Source organism: Chryseobacterium herbae (assembly GCF_025154075.1).
GTDB classification, from domain to species: domain Bacteria; phylum Bacteroidota; class Bacteroidia; order Flavobacteriales; family Weeksellaceae; genus Chryseobacterium; species Chryseobacterium herbae.
On the sequence record NZ_JAOAMU010000001.1, the window covers coordinates 247,174 to 260,755 of the forward strand.

Below are 13,582 nucleotides of genomic sequence, written 5' to 3' on the forward strand. Positions count from 1 at the left end.
TAAATCTGATCTTATTTACTCCTTAATTCACCTATTTCTTCTACCAGTTTCGGGTATATTGTATGTAAATCGGCACCTCCTTTCGGTTCGCGGTTCATGCTTCGATCCATACCGTCGTAGTCGTTTTCAGGATATAATTCATATACCGTATCTTTTATGATGGACTCTTCATCATCATAGTTTTGGGCATAGGCATCATCGGCAACGTAAAGCAGTCCTTCCGCCCAGCAGTCTCCAACATTAAATCTGTATTTCCCACTTACAAACGATTGAATATCCGCTTTTATATCATCAAAAAATTCTTTTCCTTTTAAGATCAGCCAGCATCTGAAATAGATAAATCCGTCATCAGAAAGATAGTCATCAAAGACATATACTCCATTTTCTTTCTTAAAATCACACTCAAGAATGATTGAAAGTTCTGCTATTTCAGCCGTATACAATTCACTTAGTTTTTCCTGAAGTGTTTTTTCAAAAAGAATCATCCTTTCCTTTCCGAATTTAGATAAATAATCGGTCAGGTTTTCAATATGTTCCTCAATGTCATAGTCGCTCCAGTGGGCTTTTTTAAATTTGTTGGATTTCTCGATGGCTTCCCAAAAATAAATATCCGCCTTTTCATTATCCGAAAGTTCAACCTTCTGAGGAATGGCATCATTTTCCTGAATTTCAGTATAGCCTTTTTTGATTTTCTGATTAATCAGCTTTTCAGATTCCAGAATACATTCTTTTTCGTCGGCATATTCTTTAACTGTTTCCCGGCCTTTGGTTCCGGTTTTCCCAAAAGAGATTTTCTGCACATTTCCGGAACACTCAATATTCCAGAATTTGTCGGACAGTTCTTTCTGGTTGATAAAGTTTCTTTTCATAGGAGATTGTGATGGTATTTTTATTAAAAGAAAGTGAAACTACGAAAAAACAATCGAACCGGAAAGGAAGAATGTCCTGATGATGCAGGTTTTTAATGAAAAGTTAACCACAGATTACACGGATTTTCACAGATAATTACGTTGATTCTTTCTGGTTTTTGGGGAGTATTTTTTTTAAACGCAAAGTTTTAATCTAAAAATGTATAGTTTAAAGGTGAGCGAAGAGGTGTGACTGCGTCATTGAATAAGCGAGCATTATATCCATTCGCTTCATCGAATCAATTTAAATTGATTCTCCTCTTTGCATCCCTAAAAATATAAAGTATGATATTCAAACTTTGCGTTAAAAATGATACTGAGATTATTTATACAAATCTACTGCCCATTAAAGCCTTTTTAAACGCAAAGTTTTAGTGCTAAATGTAGAGTTTCAAGGCGAGCAAAGAAGTGTGACTGCGTCACTGAATGAGCGGACGTTTTCAAACGCTTCATCAAATCAATTTAAATTGATTCTCCTCTTTGTATTCCTAAAAATATAAAGCATTATATTCAAGCTTTGCGTTAAAAAAATCCTCCGAATTAATACGTATTGTTCAATCCTCCATCTAACGGAATACTGGTTCCCGTAAGGTAAGACGAATATTCTGATGCCAGGAAAGCGGCCAGATGACCATATTCTTCCGTTTTTCCAAGTCTTTTCATTGGAATTTTATGTTCTCTTGCTTTTTTGATTTCTTCTTTTGATTTCCCTGTCTGCTGGGACTCATGGCTGATCAGATTCTGAATACGCTCCGTATCAAAATATCCGGTTAAAATATTATTAACCGTGATCTGGTGCTGCGCCACTTCATTAGATAATGTCTTAGCCCATGCAATAACCGCCGAACGAATAGAATTTGAAAGGGATAGATTATTGATCGGTTCTTTTACAGACAGTGAAGACACATTAATGATACGTCCGTTCTTCTGTTGGATCATATTCGGTAAGGCAAGCAGCGTTGTTTCACAAACTGTTTTAAAAAGAAGGTCAAATGCTTTCTGATAATCATCCACGCCTTTATCTACAGCTAATCCCGGTTCCGGACCGTTGGTATTATTAACCAGAATGTCTACAGAATGATTTTTGAAATAATCAGAAATAATGGTTCTGTAGTTTTCAAAGTTGGAGAAATCCGCCACGAGATACTGATGCTTCTGATCAGAATTGATGACCGGAAGTGATGCCACCACGTCCTTAAGTTTCGTTTCATTACGAGCCATGACCGTAACATTGGCTCCGCATTTGGCAAGTTCCAAAGCTATTCCTAAACCTATTCCCTGTGTGGCTGCTCCTACTAAAGCATTTTTTGAAAAAAGCTGAATATTCATGAATTGATGGTATTACTGATTGATTACAGATAAATGTAGGAAAAAAGCTTTACATTCTGGTCAATGAACCATTAATAATTGTCGGATTTAAGCTTTCATTACTGAGGAAGTGCAGGAGGAAGTACTCTTTCCGGCTTTGTAGATAAAGTTCGTAAAAATGCTTCCAGCTGAGCGATTTCTACATCGGTAAGGTCCAGTAATCTTACAAAGCTTGATTTTTCTGAGGAAAGTGTAATGCCATGATGGACTGTTGACCGTTTTTGGGAATGTTCCGGATTTCCTCTGCTGTAAAACTGAATCACTTCTGTGAGTGTCGTCATAGAGCCATTGTGCATCCAAGGTCCTGTTCTTGAGACTTCACGGAGACCCGGCACCCGGAATTTTCCGGCATCTTCAGCTTTTTTGGTCACAAGATAACGGCCAAGATCTTCTTCTTTTGAACCTAATAAAGAAGTCCCGACATTTTCAAACTGATTATTGGAAAAATATCCCGAACTGTGACAATTCATACACTGCGCCTTGGTTCTGAAAAGATGCAGGCCCATTAACTCATCATCAGAATAGAGCTCTGCTTTTCCATCAATGAACTGATCGAATTTTGAAGTTCCGCTTTTAATTGTCCTTTCAAATGCTGCTATAGCTTTGGAAATCCTGTCCTTTGACACTTTTTTATCACCAAAAGCTTTTTCAAACAAGAGTTCGTAGCCCTTGATTTTGGCAATTTTTCCAGCTGCGAGATCAATATGACCGCTCATCTCCCTTTCATCCCGGATCGGCATTTCCGACTGTTCTTCAAGAGATGCAGCACGTCCGTCCCAGAATAATGATTTGGCGTACGCTACATTCAGAATACTCATAGCATTACGGATCCCAAGCTGTCTGTCGTGACCGAAAGAAAAGGTTCTATTATCACACCACCCGAGTTCAGGATCATGGCAGGAAGCACAGGCGATCTGATTGGATTTGGAAAGCCTCGGATCAAAGAAAAGTATTTTCCCCAATACGGCTTTGTCTTCAGAATAGGGATTATCTGTGGGAAACTGAATGTCAGGAAGATGGCCTATTTCAGCAAAATGGGGTTTTGCATCAGGATCTAAGATCGGTTTTGGCCATTTTGAAGAATCTCCGGAAGAATATAATTTCCTCAGTTCGGCCAAGAATGAGGCTTTCTCACGGATCTCCTTCTGAACACTGTTGCTGAAACAGTTATTCAAAAGGGAAACCGTAAGAAATGTAATTAACATCCAGCTTAGGACACTTTTCATGAGTCATGGAGTTTCGGCAAAAATAGGGAAACTGCGTGAGATGGAAGGCATCAGTTTTTAGATTTCAGATATGAGACATCAGATTTCAGACATCAGACACGAGACTCTTAAGTTAAGATTGAAATTGATGTTGGAAGATGTCAATGGTGAATTTTGCTTCGCAAGTGAATGGTGAATTTTAAAAACCAAGATGCTAGATGTCAGACACCAGACATGAGACTTTGATGCAGAGGTCAATGGTATAGGAATGGTGGCTTCGAGTTCCTCAGCCACCAGATATTGCACTCCTGATTGAATATTCCAATGAATAAGTGATATTCCAAATGGTGGCTGAGGCACTCGAAGCCACCATCACCTATAAACCCAATTTACTCTCAACCTCTTCACCTGAATTCAGCTTATTTAACAACCGTCGCTTCCAGCTCTACTTTTAAAGTTTCAAATAATCCGGTTACTTCCAGCATCGTTACGGCCTGTTCGATATTATGTTTTGCAATCCATTCCTGAAGGATCGGGAAATGGGGCCAAAGTTCTTTTGTGGAAGTCGTATAAATATTTAATCTGACGATTCCCTTACATTCATAATCTGCAGTTCTGATCACCTCTTCCAGATTGGCTATAGCCTGTTCCAGCTGGGATTTCATGTCTTTATCACTGGATGTTCCGTCCGGATCAATGGCGGCCTGACCGGAACAGTATAAAGTTCCTGAAACGTTTTTCACTTCCACTGCCTGGGAATAGCTTCTTTCTTCCTGCCATTTCCACGGATTTACGGTTCTTTTTTCTAATGTACTCATTGAATTTTGTTTTCTGTTTACATTACAAAATTGCTTAATAGGTACAATAAATCCGTGTGATTATGATCACGATTATGAAGTGAGAAAAATCACAAATCTACAAAGACAAACGGCTTAATGTTTCTCTGGAAACGCCCAGATAAGCGGCAAGAAGTGACTTGGGAACGCGCTGGATCAGGGAGGGATATTTTTCAACCAATTGTTCATACCGTTCTTTGATTCCCACCGTCATTGATGAAATGATACGCTGCTGAGCGGAAATAAATCCCATATACGCCTTTTCGAGAAAGAAATGTTCCAGTTTTGGAAATGCTTCACACAGTTTTCTGTAATCTTCGAGACGGAGACACAGTACTTCAGTATCTTCTATGCATTCCAGAGACATGGATGCTTTGGTCTGTTTGTAATACGCCTGAAAATCAGTTTCCCACCAATCTTCCATGGCAAATCCTACAATGTGTTCTTTCGCTGTGTCATCCGTATACACCAGCTTTAATAAACCTTTGATCACAAAATAATTGCATAGCACAAATTCCCCTTCCTGAATCAGGAACTGGTGTTTTTTATATTTTTTATAGGTGAAAAATGATAAAATATGTTCAAACTCCTCATCATTCAACGGAACAATTTTCTCGATATGGGTTCTTAACTTCGTAAACATTCTAAATTTCTGATGTATAAAAGTAATATTTTTCTGCACATTATCTATGCATCTTATGGTTTAGAATATTATATCATATAATTCTTTATATTTACAATAGAGACATTAAACTCTAACATTTTTTTGTCCCCCCAATCTTCTATCTTCCACATGCAGATGTAAAGTACAAAAGGGAAAATATAACAGTTGATCATTCATAAAATCAAAAGATATGAAATACAATCTGATCTTTATTTTACTGCTGTTTATAGGAAATCCGGTCTTTTCTCAACTGCAGACTTTACGAAAAATTGATGGTACGGCAGTAACTTCTTCGCAGATAGATCTCGTGGTAAGAAAACTTATGGATACGGCTCACATTCAAGGGCTCAATCTTGCGGTTCTGAATAACAATAAAACAGTATTTATAAAATCATATGGTTTTAGAAATAAGCCTGAAAAAGCATTGATGGACACCGCAACAATCGTATATGGTGCTTCATTAAGCAAAGCCGTTTTTGGATATCTGGTCATGAAACTGACGGAAGAAAACGTTTTAGCCCTCGATAAACCTCTCTATCAATATCTGAAAAAGCCAATTCCTGAATATGAATACTTTTCTGACCTTAAAGGAGACAGCAGATGGAAATCTATTACGGCAAGAATGTGCCTTGATCACACTACGGGACTTCCCAATGTAAGGTGGTTTCATCCGACAACCGGAAAGCAGGATACCATTGGAACCATGAAAATTTATTTCAATCCGGGAACAAAATATGCTTATTCCGGAGAAGGATTTAAGCTTCTCCAGCTGGTGGTGGAAGAAATTACAGGAAAAAATATAGATGAACTCGCCCGCGAAAAAATATTCAAACCTTTTGCAATGACCAGAACCGGGTTTATCTGGCATGAATCATTTGGAGATGACAATGTAGCAGTAGGACATATGAATAACGGTGATATTGACAAAAAAAAGAAACGTACCGAGCCTGTAGCCGGAGGTTCTATGATGACAACCATTGCAGATTATACCAAGTTTATTGAAAACATGATGCAGCAGAAAGGGCTGAGCAAAAAATTGTACAAGGAAATGCTTTCGCCACAGGTTGCCATTTATTCAAAAACTCAGTTCCCTCCCATTCAGGAAGAAACCACCACGGAAAATAATGCCATCCATCTTTCCTATGGCCTTGGCTGGGGATATTTGAAGTGCCCCCGTTATGGGAAAGCTTTCTTTAAAGAAGGCAACGGAATTTCCTGGAGGAATTATAATATCAATTTTCCGGAGAAAGGGATTTCAGTGGTCATTATGATCAACAGCGAAAATGGAGAAAAGGTATTTCAGGAACTTGTGGAAACCGTAGTTGGCGATACATGCATCCCATGGAAATGGCAGGACTATATTCCCTATAACCAAAAATAACTGACAAGTTTTAATATGTATTTTTAACGCTGAAATACAATTAATTTAAAATCAGATCTGCTTATTTTTGAGTCTCTGCATAAAATTCACTATAAAATTCAACCAAATCATCTAATGAAAACCCACGGTTCAGACCGCTGGTATTGGGCAGAACCCAAACGATGGAACCACAGAAATCTTCAGGTTGGAGACCCCATGAAATCTGTTTCTTTTTGGAGAAAGCCTGGTAAGCCGCTTTACCAAGAAATACAATATACCTGGGATGAAACTCTGTTATTTTCGTTTTAAAAAACTCCAAAGAACTGTCAAATTCATCTTTTGAAAGCTCATCAGCACGGGAAGTAGCTCTTGCTACGGCAGTGGTGAGACCCAATCCGAAATCTAAAATATCTCTGTCATTCTCAGCCTCAATCTGGTAGGATGTAAAACCTGACTGGTGCATTACTTTCCAAAACCGGTTGCTTCTTCCTGAAAAATGATGTCCGTCTTCAGCAGACTTCAAGCCTGGATTAATTCCGCAAAAAATAACGGTAAGGTCTTTGGCAATGATATCTTTTAACATAAATATGAGGCTATAATTATATGAATCCGGGTTTTCAAAGATCATCCTGAAAATCATCACAGACAGCAAGATAATATTTATTTTAAAAATAATCAATGATCATCTCTATTGTCGCTGATTATCAATTAAAAAAACTTAAAAAAAACAATTATGGCATGAATATTATTGTATATCATAAAAATACACCAAGATGGAAAATATGTTACAAAATATCGACCTGATCCATCGGTATCTGTCAGTCAGTATAGCGGATCAATTTCGTTTAAATGTAGATTTGGAGGGCGAATATATCTTTACACAGAATATTGTTTCTAAAAAGACGATCATCGCCACTACATTTTCGGATAAAATATTGTCTGATCGTCAACTGAAATTATTTTTATCAGCATTGATCACTGAAATTAATAATGGAAGATGCACCCTTGAACTGATCCGCGAAAGGATCCGAAATTTTGAAGGCATCAGACGACGTCCTACCAGAAGGATTATTTAGAAAAAAATCCCTACAAATACTGTAAGGATTCTTTTTTTTATTATAATTACAATTGATCATAAGATCTAATTCTTTATTTCTTTATCTGTTCTTTTGCCTTGAAACAAAATGAACCAAAAATTCAAGACTGGAAACTTCCACTAAAAATGAAATCTGTTCTCTAAAAATTCTAAAACTCATGCGGTAGCTATCTATGTTTAGAATCAATATTGGTTCCGCACTCAAACAATAGATTTTTTTTAACGTTCACAGAATTCATTTTCTTAACGTTCCATTTTCCAGGTCGCTTCTGAACCATTTTTTTAACTTAAAGGCTTCATAGGCAAAAGCTGTTCTTCTTTAGAGATAACAATTGATTTCAATCTATTATTTTAAATATTTAGCCACTTTATCTTCCAGATCATCCAGATTAAACGGTTTTGCCACATAATCATCGGCCTGAGCTTCTTCAGCCAGCCTCACGATATCATTATTGGCCGTCACATAGATGACAGGAATAGATTTGAACTCATCATGACTTTTTAAAAGTTTGGTCGCTTCTACCCCGCCAATCTTTGGGATCCAGTTGTCCATAAGAATAACATCCGGCTGAAACTGCGCCACTTTTTCCAATATGTCATGAGATGTTTCTGAAATTTCGACCTGATAACCATTCTCTTCGAAAATGATGGTAATAACTTCTAAAATAGTTGTATCATCATCAAAAATCAAAATTTTCTTTGTACTCATAGTAGTTCTATTTAAATCTTAAGTTTGTTTTAATTATTATTTACAGCTGATTGATATAATCTGCCAAATTATCCGGTTTAATGATCAGATCATAATCCACTTCCTGTACCGCATGTTTGGGCATATAATCTACCTCAGCGGTTTCCGGCTCCTGAATCCAGACTTTTCCTTTGTTCTTTTTAATAAATCCCAGACCTTCCACTCCATCAGCATTGGCTCCTGAAAGCAAAACGCCGACAAGGCTTTCGCCATACACTTCCGCCGCAGATTTGAAGGTTACATCAATTGACGGACGGGAATAGTTCATCTTTTCGGAAAAATCCAGCGACATCATTTTTTTGTTTTCGAACAGTAAATGATAATCCGCAGGGACTATATATATTTTATTAACTTCAATTTCCGTTTTGTCATCTACCTCAATTACCTCCATCGGTACAAACTGCTGCAGTAACGTCTGTAAAACATTGGTTGAGGATGCTTTACGGTGTACGACGAGCAGTATGGGGAAATTCAATTCGGTTTTTATTTTTTTCAGCATTTCCAGAATAACCTGCAGGCTTCCTGCTGATCCTCCTATCACTACCAGTTCTGTCTTTGTGTTTTTAGGTTCCATGGTCAATGTATTAAATGTGCTCTGTTTTTTTCCAGATTCGCTGGTCATCGACCTGGTGGTATACTTTATCCAGTTTTGAAAACCTCAGGGTTTCTTTTGAACCTAAAGCCAGATACCCCAAATTTTCAAGGCTGTTGTCAAAAAGCTGAAAGACGCGCTCCTGCAGTTCCCGGTCAAAATAGATCAGTACATTTCTGCAGATGATCAGTTGAAAACTGTTAAAAGAACTATCTGAAACCAGATTATGAGTGGATAATATCAACTTTTCCTGTAAGCTTTTATCAAACTTTACACTGTCATAATTCGCCGTATAATAATCTGAAAAATCCTTTTTTCCACCGGACAAAATATAGTTCTCTGAGTACAGTTTCATCTGCTGCAACGGAAAAACACCTGCTCTCGCGGTTTCCAAAACGGTAGGATTCAGATCTGTTCCGTAGATCAGTGATTTGTGGTAGAGATTGGCTTCCTTAAGCAAAATAGCCATTGAATAGGCTTCTTCACCGGTAGAACATCCCGCAACCCATATTCTGATCAACGGATAGGTTCCCAGCTGTGGCAAAATCTTTTCTCTGAGCTTTTTAAAGAACAGCGGATCCCGAAACATTTCGGTAACGTTCACTGTGATTTCTTCTACAAAACGTTTCAGGTATTCAGGATCATTGAGAACCGTATATCTCAGCTCCGCAAAACTGGTAAACCTGTCAATCAGACAGATCCTGTTGACCCGGCGTTTAAAAGAAGCCCTGCTATACTCGGAAAAATCATACCCATACATCTCATACACATCTTTTATCAAGTATTCTACCTCTTCATCTTTTACGATACTTGGTTCCAGCATTTATGACAGTTTTTCGATGGCAATCATTAACTGGTCTACGTCCACAGGTTTTGAAACATAGTCCTGAGCTCCCACATCCAGGCATTTCTGACGGTCTTCCGGCATGGCCTGAGCTGTAACGGAGATCACAGGAATCTGGCTTATATACGGTGTATTTCTAATCATTTTGATGGCTTCATACCCATCCATTTCGGGCATCATCATATCCATAAGGACGATGTCTATTGCCTTTTCTTTTAATATCTGAATGGCTTCCTGAGCCATTGTACAGCTTTCAATCTGATATCCTCTTGATTTCAGGGTCAGCTTCAGTGCAAATATATTACGTGGATCATCGTCCACAATCAAAATCTTCTTATTCATCATTTAACTTTCGTATAACCAGACGCGCAGTAAGGACAATAACTGATCGATATCCACCGGTTTTGAGATATAATCCGAAGCGCCTGCTACGATGCATTTTTCACGGTCGCCGATCATGGATTTCGCAGTCACCGCAATGATAGGAAGCCTTGTAAACATCGGCATCTTTCTGATTTCTCTTATGGTTTCGTAGCCATCCATTTCAGGCATCATCATATCCATTAAAATTACGTCTATGTCTTTATGTTCTTTGATCTGCTCTAAAGCGTGTTTTCCGTCCATAGCGACCACAACCTCCACTTTATATTTCTCCAGGGCTTTTGTCAAAGAGAAAATATTGCGGACATCATCATCGGTAATCAATATTTTTTTCCCGCTTAATACTTCCGTCAGTGATCCTAAAACTTTGTTTCGTACCGTTTCAATAGAGTTGTTTTTTTCTTCCACCAAATGTAAGAATAAACCGACTTCATCTAAAATTCTTTCGTAAGAATGGGCGGTTTTTACAACGATTGAATCTGCGTACTGCCTGATCTTAAGTTCTTCGGATTTGGATAAACTGTGTTCCGTAAAAATAATGATCGGCAGGTTTTCCAGTCCTTCGTGGCTCTTGATAGATTCAATCACTTTGTATTCGCTGCTTCTTGAATCTCCGATATCTAAAATCACACAGTCGATCTGGTCTGAAGTCAGTGCTTTAACACTGTCCTCCACATTGTTTTCTACGGATAAAGAAATATTGAAATTACTCAGATAGTATGATAGTGCTTTGGCGTGCTTGGCATTATGCTCTACGATTAAAACTTTCTGTGGAGACATCAGAAGCGCGTCTTCAATTTTCTTGAAAACATCTGTCATTTTATCTAAAGCCAGCGGTTTGTTAATGAAGTCAATAGCTCCTTTCATCAAGCTTTCTTTTTCAAGCTGCAGGACAGACATCATATGCACAGGAATATGTTTCGTCGCAGAATTGGATTTAAGCTCATCCATTACCTTCCAGCCGTCTTTAACCGGAAGCTGAACATCCAGTAAAATCGCCTGTGGATGGTACTGAACCGCTGCAGACAAGGCGTAATCTCCTCTTACCACCACAACTCCCTTATACTTGTTCATACGGGTGTACTTCAGAAGTGCTTTCGCAAAATTGATATCATCTTCTACGATTAAGATCACTTTATCTTCAGCAGTGATTCCATCACGGTCATCATCTACATCTTCAGGAATTTCCAGGTTCTCCAAATGCAATGCTGTTGAAGCTTCCGTATCTTCCAGGATATTCTGGATTTCTTCCACATCCTCACGAATGGTAGCCACCAGATGCTGGTCGTTTTCAGGCTGAATCACTTCAGAAACCGCTACTATTGGAATGATCAGGCTAAATTCACTTCCTTCATCCACTTTACTTTTCAGATTCAGTTCTCCACCTAGCAATCGTGCAATTTCACGGCTTATGGACAGTCCTAATCCGGTTCCGCCAAATCTACGACGTGTAGAGCCATCCGCCTGTTGGAATGCTTCAAAAATAATCGCCTGTTTCTCTTCCGGAATCCCGATTCCTGTATCTTTTACACTGAAAACAATGAAGTCTTTATTTTCTGTATCTTTTCTGATGTTTAAGCTAATACTTCCTTCCGTCGTAAACTTTATTGCATTTGATAAAAGGTTACGCAATACCTGATCTACACGGAGCCTGTCGGTCTCAATGGTCTTCTCGACCTCTTCATCCACATGAATATCAAATTTGATCTGCTTTTCCTGAATAATCGGGTTAAACAAACTTCTAAGGTCTCTGATGACATCATTGACTACCACATCCTGATATTCCAGGGTCATTTTACCGGATTCTATTTTGGCCAGATCTAAAATCTCATCAATAAGCGTCAACAGACTGCTTCCTGAGCTCTGGATCACTTTTGCAGATTCTACCTGATCTTCGTTAAGATTTTCGTCAGGATTTTCAGCCATCAATCTTGAAAGAAGCAGGATAGAATTCAATGGCGTTCTCAGTTCGTGGGACATATTGGCCAAAAACTCAGATTTATATTTGGTGCTTAAAGCAAGTTCTTCCACTTTTTTCTGGATCTCACCGTTCCTCTGAGCGATCATGTGGTTTCTTTCTTCTAGAAGTCTTGAACGCTCTTCCAGTTCGGCATTGGCCTGCATCAGCTCTTCCTGTTGTACTTTCAACTCTTCTTCAGAGGCCTGTAATTTTTGGGTCTGGGCTTCCAGTTCCGTATTCAGGTTTTCCAGTTCGGAATGTTGTACCTGCAGTTCTTCTGATTGCGCCTGGGTTTCTTCCAGTAACTGCTGTTCCTTTTCACGCCCTTTTGCTGCATTTAAAGCAATACCGATGTTTCTGCTGCATTCTTCGAAATAATCCAGTCTGTCCTGATCAAAATCTGAACCTGATCCCAATTCGAGTACGCCGATGCAATGTCCGTCCGCATGGATCGGAAGTAATAATATTCCGTTTATTTTTATTCTGCTGCTGGCGAAACTTGCTACGAAATCCTCTTCAAGAAGATTGTTGTACACCTGCATTTTTTCATTGGTAAAGGCCTGACCTACCATTCCCTCCCCTGGTTGGAATGTTTTCTTCATGGTATTTTCCAGACCAAAAGCTGTACTCAGCCTAAGCATTCCTTCATCAAACAAGTACAAAGCCCCGTTGATGCATTTTCCGTATTCTACAAGCTGGTTTAATGAGGCATTGGAAACTTCTTTCAATGATTTATTTCCAACTAAAGACTCGTTTAGTAAAGCAAGGCCCTTTTGGCGCCAGTCGCTTTTATTGATCTTATCAAAAGACTTCTTCAGTGATTCGGTCATGTGATTCAATGAATCTACAAGATCTCCTAAGTCGTCCTCTGAATTATCAACCACTTTCTGGCTATAATCACCATTGGCTACTCTATTCGCAATTTGCTGAATCGCGCTTACACGTCTGCTTATTTCAAGATCTTTTCCCCGTAATTCACTTTCTAATTTATCTCTTCGGATCAGATCTGCTCTCAGTTTAATATAGAAGAAAATGGTAACTACCACCGCTGCTATTGCCGAAACGAGAATGAACATCACCGTCGTGTTGGATGAACGGTTGAGATCTTTATTTTTAATTTCAAGCTGAGCTTCTTCGTACTGGACGAAATCGCGGACGATCTGACGGCATTTATCCATATAGCTTTTGCTCATCAGGATCTGCTGCTGCGTCATCACCATACCGTTTCTTCTGTTCTGAACAAACTGCTTTAAATTCTCCACATTGCTGTTCACATTTTTTTCTAAAGCATCCAGACGCTCGAGCTGTTTTGTATCTTTAATATCTAAAGCCTTCACACGCTCAAATGCCTTTGTATACTCGCCTAAACTACGGTTATAAGGTTCCAGAAAGTTTTCTCTGCCAGTAAGCTGATAGCCTCTGTTTCCTGTTTCGGCATCGAGTAAAGCAACGAGAACATCTTTTACTGCTGTTATTGATCTTCTGCTTTTTGACAGGCTTTCACGGTGATCCATCTGTTTCTGGATACTCATATAAGATGCCACTGAACTGGCAATCAGGATCAGTAATGATAATGCGACCCCAAACTGAAGATTTCTGATTATTTTTTTCGGCATGAGA

Annotated in this window: 13 protein-coding genes; 2 read left to right on the plus strand and 11 right to left on the minus strand. The window is 38.7% G+C overall.

The window, feature by feature from the left end; genetic code table 11:
• Positions 1-11 precede the first annotated feature (11 nt).
• From N0B48_RS01070 to N0B48_RS01090, 5 genes are all read right to left on the minus strand, one after another.
• Entirely contained in the window at positions 12-869 is an 858-nt protein-coding gene (locus N0B48_RS01070; RefSeq protein ID WP_259835873.1) for a DUF4240 domain-containing protein, read from the minus strand.
• Positions 870-1,448: 579 nt separating this feature from the next.
• Positions 1,449-2,237: an SDR family oxidoreductase gene (locus N0B48_RS01075; RefSeq protein WP_259835875.1), complete on the minus strand. Its 789-nt coding sequence runs from the start codon at positions 2,235-2,237 to the stop codon at positions 1,449-1,451.
• Positions 2,238-2,335: 98 nt separating this feature from the next.
• On the minus strand, positions 2,336-3,502 hold the full coding sequence (locus tag N0B48_RS01080; protein ID WP_259835877.1) for a cytochrome-c peroxidase: 1,167 nt from the start codon (positions 3,500-3,502) through the stop codon (positions 2,336-2,338).
• Between the two features lie 398 nt (positions 3,503-3,900).
• On the minus strand, positions 3,901-4,299 hold the full coding sequence (locus tag N0B48_RS01085) for a RidA family protein (RefSeq protein WP_259835879.1): 399 nt from the start codon (positions 4,297-4,299) through the stop codon (positions 3,901-3,903).
• A gap of 97 nt (positions 4,300-4,396) precedes the next feature.
• Positions 4,397-4,960, minus strand: a complete 564-nt coding sequence (locus N0B48_RS01090; protein ID WP_259835881.1) for a Crp/Fnr family transcriptional regulator — start codon at positions 4,958-4,960, stop codon at positions 4,397-4,399.
• 211 nt (positions 4,961-5,171) lie between these two features.
• On the opposite strand from N0B48_RS01090, the gene N0B48_RS01095 reads away from it, so the two are divergent.
• Positions 5,172-6,362: a serine hydrolase domain-containing protein gene (locus tag N0B48_RS01095; RefSeq protein WP_259835882.1), complete on the plus strand. Its 1,191-nt coding sequence runs from the start codon at positions 5,172-5,174 to the stop codon at positions 6,360-6,362.
• 61 nt (positions 6,363-6,423) lie between these two features.
• On the opposite strand, the gene mug is transcribed toward N0B48_RS01095, so the two are convergent.
• The gene (gene mug, locus N0B48_RS01100; protein ID WP_259835886.1) at positions 6,424-6,924 is read right to left on the minus strand and encodes a G/U mismatch-specific DNA glycosylase; all 501 of its coding nucleotides are present in this window, start codon (positions 6,922-6,924) and stop codon (positions 6,424-6,426) included.
• Between the two features lie 190 nt (positions 6,925-7,114).
• Here mug and N0B48_RS01105 point away from each other — a divergent pair, with 190 nt between their 5' ends.
• Complete coding sequence (locus N0B48_RS01105; RefSeq protein ID WP_259835889.1) at positions 7,115-7,417, plus strand: hypothetical protein; 303 nt, start codon at positions 7,115-7,117, stop codon at positions 7,415-7,417.
• Positions 7,418-7,783: 366 nt separating this feature from the next.
• On the opposite strand, the gene N0B48_RS01110 is transcribed toward N0B48_RS01105, so the two are convergent.
• From N0B48_RS01110 to N0B48_RS01130, 5 genes are read right to left on the minus strand one after another with little or no spacing between them, the layout of a single operon-like run.
• Positions 7,784-8,146 (minus strand): response regulator, encoded by a 363-nt coding sequence (locus N0B48_RS01110; RefSeq protein ID WP_047456049.1) that lies wholly within the window; start codon positions 8,144-8,146, stop codon positions 7,784-7,786.
• Positions 8,147-8,186: 40 nt separating this feature from the next.
• Positions 8,187-8,759 carry a chemotaxis protein CheB gene (locus N0B48_RS01115; protein WP_259835892.1) on the minus strand — a complete coding sequence of 191 codons (573 nt, stop codon included), beginning with the start codon at positions 8,757-8,759 and terminating at the stop codon, positions 8,187-8,189.
• A gap of 10 nt (positions 8,760-8,769) precedes the next feature.
• Complete coding sequence (locus N0B48_RS01120; RefSeq protein WP_259835894.1) at positions 8,770-9,600, minus strand: CheR family methyltransferase; 831 nt, start codon at positions 9,598-9,600, stop codon at positions 8,770-8,772.
• Positions 9,601-9,966, minus strand: a complete 366-nt coding sequence (locus N0B48_RS01125) for a response regulator (RefSeq protein WP_259835897.1) — start codon at positions 9,964-9,966, stop codon at positions 9,601-9,603.
• Positions 9,967-13,578 carry a response regulator gene (locus N0B48_RS01130; RefSeq protein WP_259835899.1) on the minus strand — a complete coding sequence of 1,204 codons (3,612 nt, stop codon included), beginning with the start codon at positions 13,576-13,578 and terminating at the stop codon, positions 9,967-9,969.
• Positions 13,579-13,582: the final 4 nt, after the last annotated feature.